The sequence below is a fragment of the Rhodopirellula halodulae genome (genome assembly GCF_020966775.1).
Taxonomy (GTDB): domain Bacteria; phylum Planctomycetota; class Planctomycetia; order Pirellulales; family Pirellulaceae; genus Rhodopirellula; species Rhodopirellula halodulae.
Genome location: NZ_JAJKFV010000029.1, coordinates 292,603 through 315,702, shown reverse-complemented (window position 1 = coordinate 315,702; position 23,100 = coordinate 292,603). Strand labels below are relative to the sequence as shown.

10 protein-coding genes are annotated in these 23,100 nt (G+C 56.6%); 4 read left to right on the top strand and 6 right to left on the bottom strand.

Going from position 1 to position 23,100, the window contains the following annotated elements; genetic code table 11:
- Positions 1-71: 71 nt before the first annotated feature.
- From LOC70_RS14145 to LOC70_RS14130, 4 genes are all read right to left on the bottom strand, one after another.
- On the bottom strand, positions 72-3,110 hold the full coding sequence (locus LOC70_RS14145; RefSeq protein ID WP_390889045.1) for an FG-GAP-like repeat-containing protein: 3,039 nt from the start codon (positions 3,108-3,110) through the stop codon (positions 72-74).
- 90 nt (positions 3,111-3,200) lie between these two features.
- Entirely contained in the window at positions 3,201-4,559 is a 1,359-nt protein-coding gene (locus LOC70_RS14140) for a BBP7 family outer membrane beta-barrel protein (RefSeq protein WP_230254460.1), read from the bottom strand.
- 298 nt (positions 4,560-4,857) lie between these two features.
- Positions 4,858-9,417, bottom strand: coding sequence for a beta strand repeat-containing protein (locus LOC70_RS14135; protein ID WP_230254458.1), 4,560 nt, complete (start codon positions 9,415-9,417; stop codon positions 4,858-4,860).
- A 300-nt stretch (positions 9,418-9,717) separates the two neighbouring features.
- Positions 9,718-11,358 carry a BBP7 family outer membrane beta-barrel protein gene (locus tag LOC70_RS14130; protein WP_230254456.1) on the bottom strand — a complete coding sequence of 547 codons (1,641 nt, stop codon included), beginning with the start codon at positions 11,356-11,358 and terminating at the stop codon, positions 9,718-9,720.
- 376 nt (positions 11,359-11,734) lie between these two features.
- Here LOC70_RS14130 and LOC70_RS14125 point away from each other — a divergent pair, with 376 nt between their 5' ends.
- Positions 11,735-14,746, top strand: coding sequence for a PSD1 and planctomycete cytochrome C domain-containing protein (locus LOC70_RS14125; protein ID WP_230254454.1), 3,012 nt, complete (start codon positions 11,735-11,737; stop codon positions 14,744-14,746).
- Positions 14,743-16,200 carry a DUF1501 domain-containing protein gene (locus LOC70_RS14120; protein WP_230254452.1) on the top strand — a complete coding sequence of 486 codons (1,458 nt, stop codon included), beginning with the start codon at positions 14,743-14,745 and terminating at the stop codon, positions 16,198-16,200. Before LOC70_RS14125 ends, LOC70_RS14120 begins: the two co-directional genes overlap by 4 nt.
- Positions 16,201-16,230: 30 nt before the next feature.
- Here the strand turns inward: LOC70_RS14120 and LOC70_RS14115 are convergent, their stop codons facing one another.
- Together LOC70_RS14115 and LOC70_RS14110 are read right to left on the bottom strand one after the other, a co-directional pair.
- Positions 16,231-17,265 carry a tetratricopeptide repeat protein gene (locus tag LOC70_RS14115; RefSeq protein WP_230254450.1) on the bottom strand — a complete coding sequence of 345 codons (1,035 nt, stop codon included), beginning with the start codon at positions 17,263-17,265 and terminating at the stop codon, positions 16,231-16,233.
- Between the two features lie 62 nt (positions 17,266-17,327).
- Positions 17,328-20,306 (bottom strand): hypothetical protein, encoded by a 2,979-nt coding sequence (locus tag LOC70_RS14110; RefSeq protein WP_230254441.1) that lies wholly within the window; start codon positions 20,304-20,306, stop codon positions 17,328-17,330.
- On the opposite strand from LOC70_RS14110, the gene LOC70_RS14105 reads away from it, so the two are divergent.
- Together LOC70_RS14105 and LOC70_RS14100 are read left to right on the top strand one after the other, a co-directional pair.
- Positions 20,296-20,451 (top strand): hypothetical protein, encoded by a 156-nt coding sequence (locus LOC70_RS14105; RefSeq protein ID WP_230254439.1) that lies wholly within the window; start codon positions 20,296-20,298, stop codon positions 20,449-20,451. The genes LOC70_RS14110 and LOC70_RS14105 overlap by 11 nt on opposite strands.
- Before the next feature lie 67 nt (positions 20,452-20,518).
- Positions 20,519-23,065, top strand: coding sequence for a LapA family protein (locus LOC70_RS14100; RefSeq protein ID WP_230254437.1), 2,547 nt, complete (start codon positions 20,519-20,521; stop codon positions 23,063-23,065).
- Positions 23,066-23,100: the final 35 nt, after the last annotated feature.

The window sequence follows — 23,100 nt, the reverse complement described above, 5'->3', positions numbered from 1 at the left end:
GGAAGTGGAAACACCTCAATTCAGAGTAATCCCAGTTCGAAGAACGACGCAAGTGTTTGCATCGGGGTTTGTCATGGCGCGAGTTGAAACCAGTGAACGCGGTTTTGGGATTCGACAATGAGTCCCCGACGGCGTTCGTCTGATAGATCAAACGCTTGCTCACGCCCTGACGGCCAATTCACAACTATTCGGCGCAGTTCCCGGTCCTTCGGAATTGCAACTTGCACCATCGCCTCATTCCGTGACATGTACCCGTCTCCCGTGAGGACAAAATGCCGAGTCTCGCATTCACTGAATATCGCTGTCACGATCGCACCGATGGCATCTCGCTCAGACTCAGTTCCGACCAACTGCAATTGCACAAACCCATTTGGCGTGTCGGTCTGGTTTTCAAGCAGCGCGAGCGGATCCATGACATCACCGATCAACACATCAACGAGACCATCTCGGTTCCAATCCAACTTCGCCACCGCTCGGGCAAGATGGTCTTGTCGCAGATACCCTTCTTGCAACTCCTCGCTCAGTAGCACGAAGCGTTGTCGATGGTTCACCAACAATTGAGTTGGCATCTTGAAGCTCGATTTATTGGGTCGGTTGTCTTCGATGTCTCCATTGCCAACCACCAAATCCATGTCGCCATCGTTTTCGAAGTCAATTGCTTGCGTGCCGAATCCCAACATGGTTCTGGAGCAGAGATCCAATCCGGTTGAGAAGACCGCATCGCGAAAACTTGCATCCTTCTGTTGCAGATACAAATTCGACAACTCGTCGTCAAAGTTGGTGACCTGCAGATCGAGCAATTGGTCCTGATTGAAATCAGCAGCCGCGATTCCCATGCTCGCCAAGGGTTGACCGGCGACTCCTCCTGCAACGCCTCGCAGGATCGCTTCTTCGGACCTTGCCAAGCCCCCGGAATCATGATCTCGATCGAACTCCCAAAGCTGATTCAGTGTCTGGTCGTTGGCGATGAAAACTTCATTGGCTTCATCCGCATCGATGTCACCCACAACTAACCCCATCGCGCGATGAGGTTCTGCTCCATTTGCAACTCGAGGATCCAAAAATTCTCCCGCCCATTCACCGTCGGCCCATCCACCATCTTTCGTCGCCACAAACAGTCGGTCGGGGCCGGCGGTGAACTGCATGGGACCAGGCAAACGAATTGGCTGCCCCGACGCGTCGAATTGAATCGGATTAAAGATTCTTGAATCCGCCACATAGTTCACTTCGACGACGTCAGGGAGTTGATCTCCGGAAACATCCGCAATTGCGAGGCCGGTGGTGTAGGTGGCGTCTTGCCAATTTCCGAGGATGTCCTTTCGCTCAAACGTTCCATCGCCCTGGTTCACATACAAACAATTGACTTGCATGTTTCCAACCACCAAGTCCGCGAATCCGTCTTGGTTGATATCGCCGCAGGTGAGCCCCATGGAGTAACCCCGGTCATCCGCTCCGGCCCGATCGGCAACGGACGAGAAATGGCCACCCAGGTTCCGGGCCAAGAAGTTTGGCGATGCTCCCGGCAACCTTCCGTCGCCGTCTCCCTGAGCGGCATAGACATCCACCCATCCGTCCAAGTCGTAATCCAGGCAAGCGACCCCAGCACCCAAAGGCTGGTGCAAGAGAAAGTGTTTCGTCACTGGCGGATTCGCATTGCGGTACTGGAAATGCAACCCAATTTCCGCGGCAACGTTGCTGAACTTCGGTTGAATTCGCGACGAATCATCCGCGACCGGTTCGTTTGTCTTGGCTGCAGTTTCTTTAGAAAAACCATCCGCCAACGAGGACCAATCCGTTGCGTCCAGCATGGGCTCCATCAGTCCAACTCGTTGCAATTTCTCCGCCTCTTCCGTCGAGACGGTTGCTTGCAAGTGTTCAATGGCTTGCAGGTGCTGGTCCACACGAGCCATTCTTGGATTGGAATAGGCAATTGCATTGAAGTGCCAAGCGAGTGACTGAAACGGCAAACCGACGTCCTTCAATTGATTCGCCAGAATCTCACACGACCGGGCGAGATCACCTTTCCGTTCGATGATCGTTGACGCCAACTCGGAAAGATCGCGTGCCAACGCCGACCGTTCATTCACTCGGTCCGCTGCCTCTTGCTCCCCCAACTGAGCCAGGGCAACCGCCAGACGTCTCAGAGCCGAGGTGTGCAACGGTTCCAAGGCGACCGCTTTTAAGAATGCTTGTTTGGCCCGCTCTCTTTCGTGATTGGCCAACCAACAGTTGCCCAACGCGATCCAGTGGTCCGGCTGAAGATGGCACTCACCAGACGATCCCAGCAACGTTTTCGTTGCCTCTTGGAACGCCCCCATCTCCGTTTGAATTCTCGCGATGAGCGAAATGGACGCTGCGTTTGATGCACCTTCGTTTTGATCCTCCTGAAGCAATCGCAACGCTTCCGAGTGGCGATTTGCCTCCAGCAACTCACGAGCAACTGCGACAGTCTTGTAGGGCATTGGGATGGAAGACTGCTGGCTGTCATGGACCTGCAGATGCGGCGTCAACAAGCAATAAAGGTCCCCAGTCGTCATGGGCGAACGCCGAAGCAACCGACGCAAATTCACGTTGCCCTCTGCTCGATGTCCCATCTGGTTCTGAAGCAACGCAAGCTTCCGGAGAGCGTTCACCTGTTGCGGGTCCTCGGCGATGATTCGTTGCAAGTAGCTCAGGGTTTGAGCCAGTTCTCCGCTTTCCAAGGCCAATTGCGATCCAAACGACCAAATAGCCATTCGACTTTGCGGAATTCGCTCGGCTGTCTCGTCCAACAATGTAAACGCTTGCTTTGAATTTCCTGATGCATGTTCGGCCTGCGCAGCGAGAAACACCACTTCGATTCGATCAGGGTCTTCCAGAAGAAACGGACGGATCAAGCTCAAAGCTTCCCGCGAATTTCCTTGCTGAAGCAAACGGCGGATCCCCACAAGTGTCGGCTTGCTTTCCTTCGCAACCGGCGTCTGGGTGGCAGTGTCTGTTGGCTCTACCTGAGACCGCGATGGTTCAGGGGTTGGCCGGTTCGGCTTTGGCCGACAGGCCGACAACGACAAGAGAAGCAAGCATGAGATGCTGACGCTCAAGAAGACATTCAGACGTGGCGTTGCTGACATCTCAGGACACGTTTGAGTTGAAAATCAGACTGGACGGTCCAGTGCTGGGGTCAACTCGCAGTGTAGCGGCAGCGAAGTGGCGACGAGATCTTAAAATCTCAACTGGCCGCCAAAGCTCAAGCCATGAGCGACATAGTCATTTTCAATGAACCGAAATTCGGGACGCGAAGGTGAAGCGACCGTCCCTGGTGGTGCCAGCAGATCAGGATTCACGTCGCGGTCGATTTGGTCTCCGGGACGGACCACATTGGGAAAATACAATAACGAATACCCAACCGTCGCATCCAAGCAACTTGTCAAATGAACTCCAAGGGTGAAACCGATCTCGGGCACCATGGTGAATTCATCCCGCCTGAAGTTGCCAGAATTGTCGCGTTGGGCATACAGACCACCGCTGTAGTTCTCCGTCACTCCGGCTTCCGTGATGAAGGTGTTCCCACGAATGGAAACGGTTTGCTTGTTGTTACCGACCGCGACTCGCAGCATGGATTCCAACCACACGCGTTTGAGATTGGCTTGGTAAGTCACTCCCAACTGCAAACCATCGAAATCGTTGGTCGTTCGAAAGGCGTCAGCCAGGACAATGGTTCCTGGTGCACCAACCAATTGAGAATCCAGTGTTTCCCCGAACGTCAACGCTTCGTCCAGCTTCATGTGGCGATAACCGATCAACCAATCGACTCGATCGGTGTTGCGACAGGTCACGCAGTTGCCACCGCAGGTTGGACACAATGCGACGCGGCCATTGATCAAGTAAGAATCGAGTTTCGAGGCCGCTCCGATCGCGAGCGACCCATCCACGACACCGGGATAGTTGATCAGCTGAGCTGTTTCGACATCCGTGTCGGTTCGAAAGAATGGACGGGCAAGAATTTGGTCACCACCATTGCGACCAAACCCGGATGTATTGGATCCAATCCGAAAGTATTCTCCTTCGATTCCAAACGCGGACGCCGGTGTGATGAAGAAACCACCGCGGAAACGAATTCCGTTGGTGCTCTCGTCGTTGATCTCTCCACCGTACAGGACGCTGGTGTTTGGCAGTCCCAACACACCCGCGTCGGCTTGAGCTGTGCCATCGGGACTGGTGGTCACCAAAGCAGGTGTCTCCATCCCGTTGGCCCACCATCGGATGTATTCCGTCCGGAGCCACAAACGATCTTGCTGCACAACGTTGGGCACGAACAGAGTCGACGGAAAATTCTGACTCGGGAAACCAGCCAAGAAACCGTTGGCGGAGGTCGTCGTGTTGTAGCCCGCGGTTGCGTACGGATCGACGGTGCCGGAACTGATCGGTGTCACCGCGTATTGCTGAGCCACCGCTGCCGAAACTCCGCCAACCGCCAACCAAGCAAGCATCAAACAGAACCCGCCAATCATTCCCAGTCCGGAACGATTCTTTGGCGAGGCGTGTTGCGGTATGAAGAGCAGACGTTGGGGGACAGGCATTTTTTTTCCGTTCGAAGTCGGATTCGCTCAAGTTTCGGGCGGTTCCAACCGAACGGATCGTCAATTTCACGAGACGCCGTCAAGACCAAACTCAACAAGTGGCAAGACGGCCACAGTTTCCCAGGTGAAACTGCGGCACTCGCCATCACTCGCCGGGCGGTTCGATCAGCGCACAAAAAAGCCCGACCTTTTCCCCCCGAAAAAGGCCGGGCTTGCCTCACGATCATCGTTTCAAGCGTTCCACCGGCTCCCCGTTGGCTCGAAACGACGTGTTGTCGCGAGAGATCAAGACCAACGATCAGCGATCGTTGGGTCGGTTTTGGATACCGGGCGTCTGCATGAACGAAGCCAAGAAACTACGTTTGCTGTTGTCGACCACGGTGAAGTCCGTCAGCGGCACAGCCGTTGGATTGGCACCACCCACGTCGATGTCTTCGATGCTTTCACCGTTGCCCAAAGCCCCTTCCGCGGAACTCGGGAACTCAGGCCCGTCGCTGGTACCCGATGGCAACGACAGTCGAGTCACCGTGTATTTGCCGGGCAGCAGGTCTTCGAACAAGTACTCCCCGTTGGCATCCGTGGTCACGGTGACCGGTGTGAAGGTGCTTCCGTCGGACAACGTTCCGGTCAGTTGCAACTGAACCCCTTCGTAACCAATCTCACCCGCATCGCGGACGCCGTTGTTGTTGGCATCGCGGTAAACGTTGCCGGAGATCTCATTGATCGCTTGATCGATCGCCGTGGTCGCCGACGCGGTGTTGTCGTTGGAGTTGGTTTCCGTTGTGGTGGTCGATACCGTCACGTTGTTGATTTGGTCCGCGGTCACTCCGTCGTTGATCGAAGCAACAATCGTGAATTGGAAGGAACTTCCCGATGCAACCGTGCCGCCGTTGACGGTGACGGTCTGCCCGGTAGCGGACAAAGCACCGCTTGGTCCCGTTCCGCTGACAAAAGTCAATCCGGCCGGCAGCGTATCCACCGCGGTCACGGCTTCGGCTGGTGACGGCCCATCATTGAAGACGGTCACGGTGTAAGTCAGCTCGGTTCCTGTTTGAGCCGTGGTGGCGTCCACGGTTTTGGTCACCCGAACGTTGGCTTCTGGAACCACGGTGATGGCTTCTGCGTCGGAGTTGTTGTCCGTCTGCGTTTCACCCGTGTCTGTCGCCAACGACACGTTGTTCGTGATCGAACCGGATGCGTCATCGTCCACGGTGGCGGTGATCGTCAGTGTGCGAGTGGTGCCGGGTGCCAAATCGAATTCAGGGAAAACGATCACGCCGTTGGTCGTGCTGGTCGGCGTGACGGCCGATCCACCCGAAGTTGCCGAAGCGAATGTCAAACCATCCGGCAAGGTGTCCGTGACGATCACACCCGTCGCCGTCGATGGGCTCTCGCCATTGTCGGCTTCTGTTCCGTCGTCGTCCGTGTCATGCGAGATAACAATGTTGAACGTCACGGTGTCATCCGGACCAAAGGTGGTCGCCCCGCCCTGAACGGTTTTCGCAACCGTCAAGTCAAACTCAGGTGTCACGCCGATGGTGACACTGTCGGTGTTGTTGGTGTTGTCCAGCTCAGTCACACCCGGCACAGCGACGGCGGCGGAGTTCACCAAATCCGCGGTCACAGTCGGATCCACGTTGGCCGTCACGGTGAACGTGCGGGTTTCGCCGACCGGGATCGAGGCGTATTCAACTTCCAGCAATCGCGTGGTGGTGTTGAAGTTCGAACTGGATGACCCGGCCGCCGTGATTTGGACGTTGGACAAACCAGCGGGCAGCGTGTCGGTGATTCGAGGCGTGACCGCGTCCGAAACACTGTCGTCGTCGTGCGAAACGGTGAAGGTGTAAGTCACCGTGTCCGCACCGGGAACCACGGTGGTTTCCGCTGCCGACTTGTCGAGGATCAAGTCGATACGGGCATCCGGATCGATATTCACCGTCGCCGAATTGTTGTTGGTATCGGACTCAGGATCCGTGGTGCTGACGACCGCCGTGTTTGGAATTGCATCGAATTCATCGGAACCAATGGCCACCTCGAACTCGAAGGTCAACGATTCACCCGGATCCATGTCGGGAACCGTGAACGTCAACGTTTGGCCAGCTTCGGACAACGTGACTCCGGAAGTCCCCGCATCGAAGCTTCCCGCCACCAGGGTCAGTCCGCTGTCCAGGATGTCTTCGACTTCCACGCCGCGAGCTTCCGACGGACCGTCGTTGGTCACCACAATTTGGTAGGTCGCGAAACCGCCGGCGATCACTTGGAATGGCGCGGTGTCATCGATGATGTCATCGCTGTCGTCGCCATCGGTGCGATCATCAGGCGTCCGTGTTTCGATCACGGTTTTGGTCAGCGTCATGTCGACTTCACGAACAACTGCGGTCGTGTCGTTGGTCGTCACATCCGGTGCGTTGTCAGCCGTCGCGGTGACCGAGTTGTCCAGCGGCGAAGCTCCATCGGCGATGGCCGGATCGACCGTCACCACAATCGCAATGGTTTCGTCTTCACCCGCAGCCAAATCGCCTAGGACCATTTGAATTTTGCCAGCGTCGGGTCCCGCTGTCACTTCGCTGACCGACCCCGTGCCATCGGTGAAGCTGGCCGAGACAAAGGTCACGCCAGTGGGTAGCGTATCCAGTGCCGTGACATTGATCGCGTTGTCGGTGCTGGTGTTGGTGATCGTGATCTCGTAGGTCAACTGATTACCGGCGGTCACCGTCGCCAAGTTGTCAGTTTTGGTCACGCTCAACGTCGCAATCGGCACGTCCGCATTGGCAAGCGAAACGTTGTTCAGCAATGGATCGGAGTCCACTGGGTTGCTTGGGTCGTTGTCGACTTCCACTTCAAAGCCGCTCACGCGAGCTTCGTTTTCAGGATCTGCCGCAACGTTGGAATCGATGTCGGTGAAGACACGATAGGTCACTGAACCGGACGCAGCCAAAGCACCGATGCTGAACGTTCGGATTTCGCGTCCGGCACCACCAACCTCGGTGGTCGTCGTGGTGGCAACCGCACCGCCGCCGCTGTCTTCAATTCGGTCGAACGTCAAACCGTCTGGAATGAAGTCATCCACGCTGACGTCGGTCGCATCCAAAGGCCCGAGGTTCTGGATCACCAGATCAAACACAGCGGTACCGCCAGCGATCAGGTTCGACTGGGCTGTCACCAGTGATTTCGTAATCCGCAAATCAGTGTTTGGAACGACGCCGAAATCGACGGTGGAGTTGGTGTTGTTGTCGGTTCCATCGGTGGTCGGTTCACCATTGACTTCCAAGGTGATCGCACCGCTGACCAAGCCGATTCCGTCGACCCAAGTCCCGTCATTGTCGTTATTTGCGTTCGCGTCAGTGTCAGCCGCGGCCGTGCCGCTACCGGAATGCCCAAACAATGGCTGGCCGGTCGCGAATTCGGATTCGGGGATCACAACCGCGTAGGTGCCAGGTGGCAATGGATCGCCGCTGGTCAGGGTCGTGAAGGTGTAGGCTCCCGATGTGCCACCTCCCGCCGCAGTCGTGGTCGCGACCGGCGTGTCGGTGGCTTCAACCGTGTCGCCCGGCCCGGTCAATTCGTACAGTTCGACCACCACTTCGTTCCCAGCACCTGGGTTGGGGAAGTCGGGTTCGCCAGCGTCACGGATGCCGTTGTTTTGATTGGTTTGGTTGGTTCCACCGCCATTGTCGACAAAGATCTCGCCGCCCAGTTCCATCGGCTGAATGCTGGCGAGGTTCACCACGTTCTCGTTGCTGCTTTGTGATTCCAAAACAGAAACGAAAAGGTCCAAACTGGAAGCCCCCGCACCAGCGTTGCTGCCGACGCCGTCGACGAAGACTTCGATCGCACCCACGTTTCCAAAGTCAGCTCCCGTTCCCACATCCGAGAACGCACTGAACGGTACGAACAACTCTTGAGCAGGCCCCGCGATGTTGCTGGGCAAGTTCAACATGGTCGTGGAGTAGTTCGCAGCATCGGTGTAGATACGGACTTCAATGGCGTCCGTCACCGCTTGGTCGCTTCGCACAGACAACACAATCCCAGCGGCCGAATCAGAACCGGACAAATCGGCTCCACCCAAGCCCGTTGCGTTCAACGCCAGTCCGCCGCCGTCGGCATCCACGCCGTCATACTGGACCAACAAAGTCGCGGTGACGTCGCCACCGTTACTGAACACCAATTCGCTGGAACCAGTCACAATCGAAAACTGACTGTCGCCGCTAGTGCGAGCATCCAAAAAGATTTCGACGTCACGTTCGTCACCAATGACGTCACCGCCCGAGGTCAACGCGCCGCTGCTGCTGGTGGTCGTGCCGCCAGCCACCGTTTCCGTGATGGGTTGTGATGGCTGATCAATCGAAAACGCATCGATGGTGGCTTCGGTGACACCGGTGTCATCGGTGATGGTCACGGTGGCGGTGTCAGGAAAAACCAAAGCACTCAAATCGGGTCCGCCAGGTGCGTCTTCTTGCGTCAAGAAGTAAACACCGGTGGCGGTGGTTCCACCCGCGTCCGAACCATCCAGATTGGTGAAGCGATAGGCACCATCGGCGGCCGTCGTCACGGTTCCAACGCTGACGTCGGTTCCGGTTTCCAACGTACCGTTGCCGTTGGCGTCACGGTAGAGCGTGATCAACGCGCCCTCGATGGCGGGCTCTCCACCGTCCATCGTTCCGCTGCCGTCGGAATCGATGTAGGCAATCCCACTGATCGCGGCCAAGTCGCTGGCCATAAGTTCCCGTTTTTGCAACGATTCCATTCGCAGACGACGTTGCCCTCGACGTCCACGACGACTGGCCCTTGCTTGATCAGCTTGCTTGGAGCGGCGGGTTTGACCGGTCAGTCGGTCGATCATGCGTTGGAAGATCATGTCCAAATCCCTGGAAACTATTTTGGTTGGGGGAGCGTCCTTCTCCGGAACCCGTCACGCGAAACAAATCGGGATGACGCGACAGGTTCGACACCGGGCGGAGTCATTCAACTTTCGCCTGGTGATGGTTTCACCTTCACCGCTCCGAATCCCTCGGTTTCGGTGTAATCGGCATGTTTGCTTCATCCGCGTCAGCCGATTCGTCGCGAGCCAGCTGAATTTTTCGAATTGCTCGGCATGCCAACCGAGATTGCATTTTCTTCGCAGTCCGCAGACTCCTCCGCGGGCTTCAGCCGGCGATCACCAGCGGTATTCGCCGCCGAAGTTGATGCCTTGAGCCCAGTAATCCGTGTTGTCCCATTCGAAAGCGGGGTAATCCGCCAAGACAGGCGTAGCTGGGGTCGTGCCGTTTGGCAATTGAGCCGTGTCGACTCGTCGGTCGATGTGATCGCCAGGTCGAACCACGTTGGACCAGTACAGGAACGTGTACCCAAAGGTGGCTCGCAGTTGGTCCGTGATTTGGTAGCCGACGGTCAGATCCAATTGTGGCATGACCGAGAACTCGTCGCGGCTGTACTCACCAATGTTGCTGTTCTGAGCGAGCAAGCCGCCGGCTTGTGCCGCACCGCCATCGATTGACGTCTCACCGTCGATGGTGACTCGTTGACGAGTGTTCCCGACGCCCAAGCGAATTAGAGCGTCGAAGGTCCAGTAGCCACGAGTCCGTTTGTACATCCAACCCAAGTCCAATCCGTTGAACTGATTGCGAGTTCGGAAGTCGTCAAAGATGTCGTATTGCAACACGGTCGTGTCAGGAGCCGTTGGGATGCTGGCCAAGTCTTCCGTGATGCGAACGCCTTCACGCAGTTCCACTTGACGGAAACCAACCAAGTACTCGAATCGTTCGCAGGTGTGCTCGGGGCAACCGCAGAACAGTCCCTGGCTGCAACTGGCGTCGCTGCGTCGCAAGTGACGCAGGTGCAAACCCCAGCCTCGCAAACGACTGTCGACGTCGACCGCGACGGTTCCTGCCAATTGGTTCGGGAAAGCGACTTGTTGTTGATCTTCGACACTGCCGTTGGCAACGTTGATGAAGGGACGACCGAGGAATTGTGAGTCTGCACCGCTCGCTCGGTAACTTTCCGTTTCTTCACCGATACCGAAGCCCTCGGCACCAATGCCCCACGTGTGGCACTTGTCCAACCAGAAACCAAACTTCAGTCGCAGTCCGTCCATGTTTTCGGTCAGCACATCGTTACCGCCGTACAGGACCCGACCAGGATCATTCGGAAATCGTTGCGAAGGCAACACATCGGTGGACACCAACGGTGGCAAAGCCATGCCGTCTTGCCACCACAGCAGGTACTCTGCCGAGAACCAACCGTCCTGAGGCCAGCAAAGCGTGACGCAGGGACGCATCGCATCGCAATCGTTGTATTCGCCGCACATTGGGTCGCCATTGTGGCACACCCCGGCACCGCAACCGATGCCGTCGCACCCGCCGTAGGTCATTGAGCCGCAACCACCATCGCATCCGTGGTCGCCGCATCCACAGCTTCCCATGGGCATGGAGTCGCAACCGCCATCCAGCATTGGATCGTAAACCACTTGGCCATCCAAAGGCATCGAGTGGCTGATCGTGCCGCTCTCGATGATTGGATCGATCGAAGGTGGCATCGGAGGTGCGGGCAACGTCGCCGTGTGGTCCACCAATCGAACGTTGGCCGATTGAGGCTGGCTGGTTCGGGTCGAAGCAGCAGATGCTTTCTTCGAAAGATCACGAACGGGCTGCCAAGATGCACGAGCGTCCTGCTCGATGTAGCTGGCGTTTCGCACCGAACCCGACTGCGCGGATCGGGATGATCGTGTTTGTGCATGCAGAGGAGCCGCCATCAAGGCGAGCAGCCCAAAGACACAGGTTGTAACTAGACGTTTTGACACGGGCGTCACCCATCAATGCTGGAGTCGGGGGGGGAGGTGAGGCTCGACCCCGTCAACGCTTCTGACAATCCATGTCGCCACCGCGTCGTCGGTCGAGAATCACCGGCTCACCAGTCGTATCGACCCGAATTGTTGAGATCCTGCATCGAAAACCCGGAAAATCCGAAAAATCGTCACTCGCAACCCAACCAGCAAACTCAGCGGCCTGCACCCAAAGCCCCCTGGCCACGCGTCTTAACAGAGTGCAATGTTTCACGCCGCCATCACGCTCTCGCCGCGCAAAGTCCATATTTTCTGTCAAAAAACGTGCCTTCGTTATAATGCGTAGGTTCTGAATCAATTGCTAGAACCCCGCCTCCCTCCCACCTCAATCAATATGCTCTCTCGCTTCACGGCATTGGCTGTGGCGTTCGCGTTGCTCGCGGATCCGTGTCAGGTTATTGACGGATTGTGCCTCGCGAACGAACCCACCTTGGATGCATCCAATTCTCCAGCGGCAACGTCCTCGACACAAACGAATGCTGACGACCGAGTCGATTTCAATTCGCAAATCCGTCCGATCTTGGTTGCCAACTGCACGTCTTGCCACGGCGGCGTGAAGCAAGCCGGCGACCTCTCATTCATCTCCGGCTCCGATGTGCTTCCGCCCGACGGTTGGGTCGTGGAGCCGGGCGATCCCGAAGCATCCATTCTGATGAAACGGATCACCACGGAAGACGCGGACATCCGAATGCCTCCGCCGGATGAACATCCGGATCCCTTGTCTGCCGAAGACGTTGACTTACTGCGACGTTGGATTCGACAAGGAGCCAACTGGCAAAACATGTGGGCTCTGGGCCCACTTGCTCCGCAATCAGACACCCCCACCGGGACGACATCAAATGCGTGGGGCACTCAGCAACTGGATCAAATTGTTCACGCTCAACTAAACGAACGCGGATTGGAACCCAGCGAAGAAGCTCCTCCGTCTCAGTGGCTTCGTCGGACGGCGTTCGACCTGATCGGATTGCCGCCCAGCGAACAACAACTTGCTGAGTTCCTTGAAAAACTCGAACAAGCTTCCACCCCCGGCGATCGCGAATCCGTTTACGCCGCTCAGGTCGACACCCTGTTGTCATCGCCACACTTCGGTGAACGTTGGGCCTCCGTTTGGATGGACTTGGCTCGATACGCCGATTCCAAAGGCTTCGAAAAAGATCCACATCGTGACATGTGGCCCTATCGTGATTGGCTGATCGATGCGTTCAACGCCGACATGCCCTACGACGAGTTCACACTCAAACAACTCGCCGGTGACCTGATTCCCAATGCCACGGCCAACGACTGGATCGCGACCGCGTTCCATCGCAACACCCAAACCAATACCGAAGGCGGAACCGATGACGAGGAATTCCGAATCGCGGCCCTGATCGATCGCGTCAACACAACTTGGATCGTTTGGCAAGCCAGCACCTTTGGTTGTGTGCAGTGTCACTCACACCCCTATGATCCAATCGAACACAGCGAGTACTACGCTTCGCTGGCGATGTTCAATGACACCGTCGATGCGGACCTCGACAACGATTACCCCACACTTCGTATCCCCAAAGACCGCGACAGCATCGAATCCGCGGTTCAACTTCAACGCGAAGCCGAATCGCTTCGTCATCAACGCAACGCACTCGGTTGGCAAGTCGCGGAATCGATTTCATGGAACTCCCTTCCAGCAACTGAATTTGCAACTCAAAACGGCCAATTGAGACGTGACGGCGATCAGATCATGACTGACGGAGGCACGTTTCCTCCCGGCAACCAGTACACAGTCGAGTTCAATTTAGACACGCTGACCTCACAACTCGAAGAGCAAACGCTTTCGGCGTTGCAAGTCATCATCTCGCCGCGAAACCAAGATCCCGCTCAGTGGCCCGAGCAAGGTTCCGTGCTGAGCCACTTCAAAGCCGAATGGATCGACGCGGACAACCAAGCCGAAGCGATCGCCATTTCAGAAGTCTTCGTGGACGCAATCACCGGAAGCAATGACCCATCCGATGCACTTCGCGGCAACGCCACCGGCACCGGTGAATACCCGAAACTAACGGGACCACGCTTCACCGTTTTCGTCTTGGCGGAGCCCGCATCGCTGGAGTCACTCCAAGAGAAGAACGTTCGTGCGTTGAAATTGACGATGGTTCAATCTCACTCGACCTCGGGAAACGTTGCCACGCCCATTCGCCGTTTCCAGTGGCTCGGCACCTCCAATGCAATCATGCAAAACTTGCTGCAAAGCGAACGATGGTCGGCAATCAACCAAGACTGGCAATCGGCAAAAAAGGCGGCTTCCAAAATCTCAGGCCCCAACCTGCCCGTGATTTGCAATCGTCCGGAGACCGCCAAACGCGAAACCCGCCTCTTCCTTCGCGGAAACTGGATGGACCGTGGCGATGTGATCTCCCCCGCGATTCCGGTCGCCTTCACCGAAGGCACCACGGTTGTCCCTGAACACATCAACAATCGCCTGGAACTGGCAAAGTGGTTGGTCTCCAACCAAAACCCACTGACGCCTCGTGTTTGGGCCAACCGCATTTGGGCCCAACTTTTCGGAATCGGATTGGTGGAAACCCAAGAGGACTTTGGTTCCAGCGGTCTCCAGCCCACGCACCCGCAATTGCTGGATCATCTGGCGGTTCAACTGCGTGATGAACACAAATGGCATTTGAAACCATTCCTACGCGAACTAGTGCTATCAGCAACCTATCGGCAAAACAACCATGTTGCCGAGGACCTTCAAAAAGCGGACCCCAGAAATCAATGGCTGGCACGTGGCCCCCGCACTCGTTTGTCCGCCGAGATGGTACGCGACCAAGCATTGGCGGTATCGGAACTGATCTCAGATACCATTGGCGGGCCGTCGGTCATGCCGCCTCAACCCGATGGTGTTTGGCAAACCGTTTACAGCGGAGCATCGTGGAAAACAGCCGAGGGCAACGACCGCTATCGACGTGGGCTTTACACTTACTGGCGTCGCACGAGTCCTTATCCAAGCTTCCTAACCTTTGACTCGCCGACACGGGACCTCTGCGCTCCGCGTCGCATCGCAACCAATACGCCCCTGCAAGCCTTGGTCACGCTGAACGATCCGGTCTATCACGAATGCGCACAAGCCCTCGTGTCACGCGTGATGAAACAAAGTTCCTCCAACAACGACACGATCGACTCCCTGATCTCTCAAATCTTCGTTTGGGTCACTCAATCGCAACCGTCCGAAACAGAACGGTCCGAATTGGTTGCTCTGTACAAAGACCTGAAAGAAGCCCCCGAGACCGACGCGGAATCGACCACCATCGACGCTCCCGCCCTTGCGATCGTTGCCAGCACCATCTTGAACCTCGACAAAGCCTTGACCAAATGAACATGCCACTCGACTCCGCGCGTCATGGTTTCCTTCAATGGCAAACGCGACGCCACTTTTTAAAAGACTGCTCCCTGGGTTTGGCCGGCATGTGGCTGGGCAGCCAGGCCACCAACGCCTCGGCTGATTCAAGCTCCGGTCAGCACCCGCCGCACTTTCCCGCCAAAGCCAAACGCGTCATCTTTCTGCACATGGCTGGTGGCCCCAGCCAGCTTGAGCTGTTCGATTACAAACCGGATTTGCAACAACTGGACGGACAAGACACCCCGACCAGCTTCCTCGAAGGCAAGCGATTCGCCTTCATTCAGGGAGTCCCCAAGATGCTGGGACCGCAATTCCCTTTTGCCCAACATGGTGAAAGTGGAGCGTGGGTGTCCGATCGTCTGCCGCACTTCCAATCGGTCGTGGACAAGGTTTGCTTTGTCAAATCAATGCACACCACGCAGTTCAATCATGCTCCGGCTCAACTTCTGCTGCACACCGGCAATCAGAACCTCGGTGCGGCATCCTTCGGCGCTTGGACCATGTACGGACTGGGCAGCGAAAACCAAAACCTGCCCGGCTTCGTCGTGCTCGTCTCCGGTGGCAAAACGCCTTCGGCTGGAAAGAGCGTTTGGGGATCCGGATTCTTGCCCTCCGTTCATCAAGGCGTGCAGTGCCGTAGCCAAGGTGACCCGGTGCTGTACCTTTCCAATCCCGACGGCGTCAGTCGCGAACAACGTCGAAGAGCGTTGGATGCGTTGGCGAAACTGAATCGCGAAACGTTCCAGCAAACAGGCGATGCGGAGGTTCTCACCCGAATCTCCCAATACGAGATGGCGTTCCGGATGCAGACCAGCGCCACGGAAGCCTTTGACCTGACGCAGGAAACCGCCGACGTTCACGCGATGTACGGAACAGAGCCCGGCAAGGAATCGTTCGCCAACAATTGCTTGTTAGCCCGCCGCTTGGCCGAACGAGATGTTCGCTTCATCCAGCTTTTCCATTGGGGTTGGGATTCACATGGTGCGGGTGCCAACGAAGCCATCAACAAAGGCTTTCACGACCGTTGCCGGGAAGTGGACCAACCAATGACGGCTCTGCTGAAAGACCTGGATCAACGAGGCCTGCTCGACGACACGCTGGTGGTTTGGGGCGGCGAGTTTGGCCGCACACCGATGCGTGAAAACCGTGGCGGCCGCGAAATGAAATTGATCGGCCGAGACCACAACCCCGGTGCATTCACCATGTGGTTCGCCGGTGGCGGTATCAAACCGGGTGTCAGCATCGGACACACCGACGACATCGGCTATGAAGCGGTCGAGAACAAAGTCTCACCCCACGATTTGCATGCCACACTCCAGCACCTGCTCGGCATCGACCATCACAAACTGACCTACATGAGCCAGGGTCTGCCGCAACGTCTGTCCAACGTCACTCAACCCTCGCGAGTCGTCACCGACATGTTTGCGTGATCGCACACGCGAACATGCGTCATTCTCGCATCAACCGCTGAGCCCGGGGTAGCGTTGTTGCAACTCGGATCGGGCTTCGGCGGCGCGGTCGGGTTTGCCGACTTGAGTCCACAATTCCGCAAGCTGCTTGAGGGCTTCCGCGTGGGCGGCTGGATAGGTTGAGAACATCAAATGCGTGTGCAAATACGCCAGCAAGGCTCCTTCGTTGTCGCCCATGGCGGCGTAGCTCGCGCCTTGCGCGTTGTAGATGGCAGCGGCGGTTTCGGTGTCGGTTGGGTTCAACTTCGCGATCAATTCATTGACCGTCGAGATGGCTTCGTCGCCCTTGCCCTGCTTCGCCAATGCCACCGCCAATCCCGCCTTGGCCAACGTTTGAAGGCGAGCCCCCTCAGCCGACTGCACACTGATCCCAACAATCTTCTGCAGATCGCTGGCAGCATCCGCCGCGTTGTCTTGGGCCAATTTGACCAACGAATTGAGATACATCGACTCAATCTTCGTCTCCGCCGATGGTGCCGTCCTCAACGATCCGTAGTACTTCGAGGCTTGGTCGTAGGACTTCAGGCTCATCGCCAAATCACCCAACAATTTCGCGGTTTCGAAGAAGTGCCATGAGTTGGTGTTTTGCTTGATGAAGTTCAACGCCCCCGACGCTGCCGAACGAAGATCGCCATTGCCTGACAAAGCCTGTTGAGCGTTGCAGTACATCACGTAAAAAGCGAAATCCGCCTTTTGCTCGTCGCGATTGAGCTTTCCGGCATCAACCGTCTTCAATTCGGTGATGGCTTGCTCGAACTGATTGTCCAACGCGAACTCACGGCCTTCGGTCAGGCCGCTTGGGTCACCTTGAAAGAGAACCTTTTCGATGGCCCCCGCGTTGAATGTTTGGTCCTTTCCCGAGACCGTCATCACGATGCCGTTCTTGCTGATGCTCTTGATCCTGCCCAGCACAACTTCTCCGCCACGAGGATAGAGACGATCGGTTTGTGCAGCCGCCTGCGATGCGACCATCAGGGTCAACAAAACAGCACTGCAACAGAACGATGAACGGGTAATGGCAATCATGGTTGTTCGCTACGGTCGGATTGATTGAGAAGAGAGCGAGGAGGCGAGATCGTGGAGAAGAATCAAGGAGCTTTGGGTTCAGGCAAACCATCCACCGGTTTCCCCGCATCTTTTTGAATCTTGCGGATCAAAGCATCAAACTTCTTTTTCTGCTCTGGACCGCCCAGTTCCGGATACAACACGATCAGCGAAGTGATATCGCGAAGCGATTGTTGAATCAGAGCATCACTTTGAGTCGCTTTGCCTTGAAGGTAGCGACACAACGCGACGTGATATCGCGAATCGAAGAACACTTCTCGAAACTGTTCGTTGCGTTGGGTCAGTTGGCTGATTCGACCCCAACCCCAAATCGTGTTCTTCTTATCCGGACCGGGGCGACCACCGCTGAGCGCGGATTTGTAGGCTCGTCCAGCAAACTTTGAATCCAACTGGCCGGCCCATTGCTCGTAGGTCAACGCAGCCTCGGTTTGCGCGTCCAGCATCATCGCTTTTTGTTTCAGCACGCTTTCCAGTTCATTGAGTGCTTTGGAATACTCGCCCAACATTCGGTAGGTCTTGCCGAGCAAGAATCGGTTGGTCAGACCGTTTTCGCTGGGATCCTTCAGGCCTTCAAATGTGTCCGCCGCAGATTGCAGCAGTGTTGCGGCTTGGCCGTCCGCTTTGACTTGGCCAGGCCTCATCGAAGCCTGCCCCAGTTCCATCAGGGTTTGGCCCACCCACTGCAACGTGGCTTTGTCCTTCGTGGAATCCGCAATGCGAGTCAGGAAGACGTTGAAGGCATCGATCAGCTTCGCCTTCTTGGCTGGTGGTGCCGTGTCCAGTTGATTGCGAATGTCCGTGGCCAACGACACAAACGTGCCGACCAAACGCTTTTCGCCATCCGGTCCCTTTGAATTCTCTCGCAGAGCATCGATCGCACCCGCAGCCCGATCCAGCAACTTGTCCGCATTTTGATCACTACTGGTCATCCAACCAACGACCGCTTGAAGTTCAGTGCGATACAAGTCCGAGATCATGGTGCCGGTGGGCTGATCCAATTTTTCTCGGTTAGCGATGGGACCGTATTGCTTGTTGTCCAACACCTCCACCGCCGCTTGCGGCTCATTCAATCGCAGGCGAATTTTCGCGAGGGTCAATGCCGCTTGATAGCCTTCCATCGACACCAAGCCGCCCGAAATTCCATCCAAGCCTCGCTGCAATTCCACCGCAGCGGCTTTCATTTGCTTGTTGGCTTCTTCCGCTTTGTCTTCGGAAAGCAATCCAATGGAGTCGTTCCAAAGGGTTTGCCCGAACAACCGTGCTAGCATGAACTTCTGCGGTCCATCGGCCATCTCGTCAATCAACTTGCGTGCGCTGTCAAAGTCATCTTTGCTCAGCGCCAACCGCACCATGATGTCCTGGGCAGCGGCGGCCTTCGGATCATCCGGCCACACGCGAACGAGATAGTCGCCAACCGACTTCAGTTCTTTCAACCAATACTCCGCTTCGCGGTCACCCGACTGCGTGATCAAGGTTTGAGCGGAACCGAGGGCCAACACGCCGCCCACCAATCCGGCGTCCGTCCCGGGTGCATTCTGCGCGAGGTAGCGACCGGTCACGAAGCTGTCTCGATATTGACCTTCTTGCTGCAACAAAAACGTGAGGAACTTGCGTGCCTCGTTGATTTGAGTCGTGTCCGATTCGGAATCGATCATTGATAGACCACGCCGCAACAAGATCACACCTGTTTTGCGGGCATCCACCAACGATTGCTGCACCTCCTCGATCTGGTCAGCGGGAGCCTTGTCCGCCTGCAGCTTCTTCACCTGCTCGGTCAGTAGCTGAGAAGTCTGGACCAATTGGTTGGCCGAGGCGAACGCTTCGTCGAATCCTGCCGGTTCGTCCGCGGTTGGCAACTCAACCATCTCGTCACTGACTTCGACACCGAGCTCGGCGAGCAACGCTTGCGTTTCCGATGTGTGAGGTCCGTCCACTTTGTTCGCTGCCAAAAGCAACTGCCGAGCGTCGCTGGTTGCTCGTTTGCGTTCATTGGGTTTGGTGTTCTCTTCATCCTTGCTCATCGCCACAAACGCTTTGGCCAATTCGATGCGTAATTCCTGTGACGCGGGCAAACGTTTCTCGTTCGGGCGCAGAGACTTTTCCAGCTCTTCCCCCTGCTTGATTGCTTCGGTGTATTTTGGTGGATCGTTGGCAAGCGACAACTTGATCAATCCGGTAGCCGCACCAATCTTGGGTTCACGCAACGCATCCGCTTCACCTTGCTCCAACATTCGCGTGTAACTTTCAATCGCTTTGTCCTTTTGACCAAGCAATCGTTCGATGTCACCTCGAACGCGAAACGCCGATGCGCCGATTACGTAGTCATCGTACTTCTCGCTCAGCTCCACCATTTCAGCGAGGGCTTTTTCGAGCAGTTCCTTGCCGTCTTTGGATGGGTCCTCAAATGTCTTGGCCCCCATCAATTGGGCCTCGCCGGTGTTTTGGCGAGCCATCAAGTATTCAAATCGGTACTGATCGCGAAGCGTGGCCTTCTCCGGATCCTTCACGGGATCAATCTTGGCCCCTCGCATTCCCTCCAGCTTCTGCTTCAAATCGGCCTGGATGTTCTCGAACGTGGTGGCTGCTTTCGCGTAAGTGTCACGGGCATTTTTGCGTGCCTCGTTATCCGGCTCGCCGCTCATGTACTGAGCCGCACGCACCATTTGCAACTTGCCCAACGTTGATCGAGCTTCGCTGGCTCGTTCATGCGACGGGTTCGCATCCAAATACGCTTGCAGTTGCGATTCGGCTTGCTCAAACGCTTCATCACGTTGCGAAACGCTTCGCGACGCAATCGCGGCGTCGATAGCATTCTGAGCCTTCTCGAGCGGAATCGATGACTTCAATCGACCGGAGACGCCGGGGTAATTTGTCACCCGCTCCAGATATGCGTCCGCCAGATCGTAATAGCCGGCGGCACGCAAACGCTTTAAAAATTCTTCTGCCGGTTCACCTTCCGCGGCAGTGAAGGACGATGGAACCAAAGTCGAAATGCAGAGCATCGCCACCACGACTCGAACAATTGAACGAGCCCGGCGTCGTGATGATGAGATCGGTGCTGGCATGGTGGGTGCAGACGAGGTGGGAGAAGAGCTTCGGATGGTGCTGCCGCGACCCTTGCGGTTGTATTGCATCGCAAAAGACTAGATTAAAGTGCGAAAGTATCGGGAGCAACCTTTTGCAGCCAATGTGTCCATGAATCCCTCACGTGACCATGCGTATCCCCAACCAAATCAACCGCGATAACCTCTACAGTCGGCGTGAACGAATCAGCACGCCGACACAAACCTACCGGCGGTTGTTCCGATTGTTGCTCGCACTGGTCTTGGTTTTGATGGTCATGAAGCAGGCCGCACGACCGGGCGTCTACGCGATCTTCTTTCCAGAGACGATGGTCCAAATTCAGCCTGGACCCAGCCAGCAGGAACCACTCCCCTCCGGAGAAGTCTCAAACGGCGAACCAGCCCCCGGACTGGCATCCGAATCGCAAACCGGGGAAGCCACTGAACCAAACGCTTCGACCAACACCACCACTGACGAGTGGGAAACACTGCAAGCAGAAATTGCTCAGCAGATTCTCTCGGAACGAGGTCTCTCTGAAGCAGGAACGCTCGACGATACCGAACGTACTCCCTCTCGTATGGAACAAGAGTCATTGATCGCGCAGATCAAAGACGGAACGGTTTGGCGAGCCGCAGATCAACCCGCCCTCTGTGCAACTCTGGCACTGCACCGCTCCCCGAGTGAGTCGCGAGGTGAATCACCCGGTGCTTGGAATCAACATCCGCCGTTCGAACCGGTGGTGGAGACTGGTGTTTTGCCGCTGCTGCAACAACCAGACGTTTATCAAGGACGAACCGTTCGCGGCGTGGGCAAACTCGCTCGCCTGAATCGAGTCCAAGCCAATTCGAACCATTGGGGCATCGATCACTACTGGGAATGCTGGCTGCAACCGGAAGACGGAAGCCAACGACCCTGGCTGACGATCGTTCCCGATCTCCCCAGCGGCCTTCGCCAACTCGCTCCCGCGGAGACAAACCCCGCTTCCGTGGATGTCGCGTCACCACGGCCCACGATTGTGGTCGAAGGCGAGTTCATCAAAAGACTGTCCTATCAATCCGCCAATGGAGCCGAGCTGACTCCAGTGGTGGTCGGACACGTGCATGCGGTTCGGTCCAACGGAAATCGTGTCGTTGCAGCGGGACTACGCTCTGCCGCGCGCCAATCGTCGACGACGGCTCCGCGGACTCAATCCAATGACGTCTCCATCGGAACACTGGTCGGCATCGCCACGCTAATCGGTCTGACACTGGGCATCGTGGTGATGTGGCGTTCTCGCGTGCTGCATCAACGCATGCGAGCCCGACGCAACGCCAGGAACGTCAACCTGCCAACGCTGCTTGTTCTGGCGACCGCTCTCAGCATCGGATGCTTCGGACTTCCGGTGGCATCCGCTCAAGACAACTCAGCCACAACAGCGAATTCGCTCTTGGACGTGCTGCCCGGGTTTGATCTGCCTCGCTTACGGCAACTCGGCAATCAAATGAAGGACGCCGCACAACGACGTGAAGCGGTGAGTGAACAAGCCAAGTTGGTGTTTCGCTTGAAACGTCTCTCGGATGATGTGTTGCAACAACGAGCCAATGAAGCTTCTGATTCAGCAGCATCCATTGGCGACGCGATCGAGATTGCGGGAACCATCGAATCGCTGCGTTTGATCCAAGTGCCAGCGGAGCTGGTCGAATTCCTCAATCTGCGACAGGTGGTGGAACTTGAGATTCACACCCCCGACTCCGCAACACTTCGATTGGTCTGCGGGCCTCTCCCCGATGCGGTGGCGGTTGGTGACGAAGTCTCGGGAATTGGCGTGGCACTCGAAGAAGCGGAATCGTCTTCAACCACCAATCAATCGCCAACCGCTTCCACCGTGACCGTCGCCGCGGCGGGCAACCTGCGGTGGAAGCCTCGCAATCCAACCTCACTCGGATGGGAAGTCTTGGGCGAATTGGACGTGGACCTTTCGCGACTTCCTGAGATCGCGACCTTGAGCCGCCAGCCTTTGGGTGACCGCGACTCCACAATTTTCTTTTCAATGATCGGGGCAGCACATCAAGCCGGAACAATGACCACCGATCAACAGCCACTCGGCCCCACCGTTTCCGCGATGCGCGCCGCGGTGGCCGAGGTCAAACCAGCGGACCTGCTGAAATCACCTGAAGAGTGGCTCGGACAATGGATCGTCTTGGATGCGGAAACCGTGCGCTGGACGCGAGTCGCGATTGAATCTGAAACACGGCAACAACAAGTCGGCCAGGACCACTACTTCCAACTGGACGCGATTGGTGACCTTGGCAACGTGCAACTGAAGATCGCAACGGGGAACGGCGAAACCGTGACGATGGAAAATCGTTTTCCCATGACCTTCGTGACCGCTCGACTGCCGGCCTTCTTGGGATCGAGCGATGCCTTGTCCGGCACCATCGCCAAACCAGTCCGTGTCGAAGGATTCTTCTATCGGTTGTGGAGCTACGAGTCTGACTTCATGGCCTCACATGGTGGCAAACAATTTGCCCCGCTGGTGATTGCCGGACGCTGGATCGACCGAACGCCTGTTTCCACGGACCCAATCGGAGTCCGCTGGATTGGAACCATCGCCGCCATCGCGGTTGTGATGGCCATCGCCGGTGCCCTGCTGTTCGCCGGACTGAACCGCCGTGGCGATCGGCGTGCAAAGGCACATCGCGGAACCACATCACTGTAAAAACACCACAAAAAAATGCCACGTCTCGCGGAAAC

Coding starts and splice junctions, on each gene's coding strand:
- LOC70_RS14145 (WP_390889045.1), bottom strand. CDS start 3,110: ATGTCAGCAACGCCACGTCTGAATGTCTTCTTGAGCGTCAGCATCTCA.
- LOC70_RS14140 (WP_230254460.1), bottom strand. CDS start 4,559: ATGCCTGTCCCCCAACGTCTGCTCTTCATACCGCAACACGCCTCGCCA.
- LOC70_RS14135 (WP_230254458.1), bottom strand. CDS start 9,417: ATGATCTTCCAACGCATGATCGACCGACTGACCGGTCAAACCCGCCGC.
- LOC70_RS14125 (WP_230254454.1), top strand. CDS start 11,735: ATGCTCTCTCGCTTCACGGCATTGGCTGTGGCGTTCGCGTTGCTCGCG.
- LOC70_RS14120 (WP_230254452.1), top strand. CDS start 14,743: ATGAACATGCCACTCGACTCCGCGCGTCATGGTTTCCTTCAATGGCAA.
- LOC70_RS14115 (WP_230254450.1), bottom strand. CDS start 17,265: ATGATTGCCATTACCCGTTCATCGTTCTGTTGCAGTGCTGTTTTGTTG.
- LOC70_RS14105 (WP_230254439.1), top strand. CDS start 20,296: ATGCAGAGCATCGCCACCACGACTCGAACAATTGAACGAGCCCGGCGT.
- LOC70_RS14110 (WP_230254441.1), bottom strand. CDS start 20,306: ATGCTCTGCATTTCGACTTTGGTTCCATCGTCCTTCACTGCCGCGGAA.
- LOC70_RS14100 (WP_230254437.1), top strand. CDS start 20,519: ATGCGTATCCCCAACCAAATCAACCGCGATAACCTCTACAGTCGGCGT.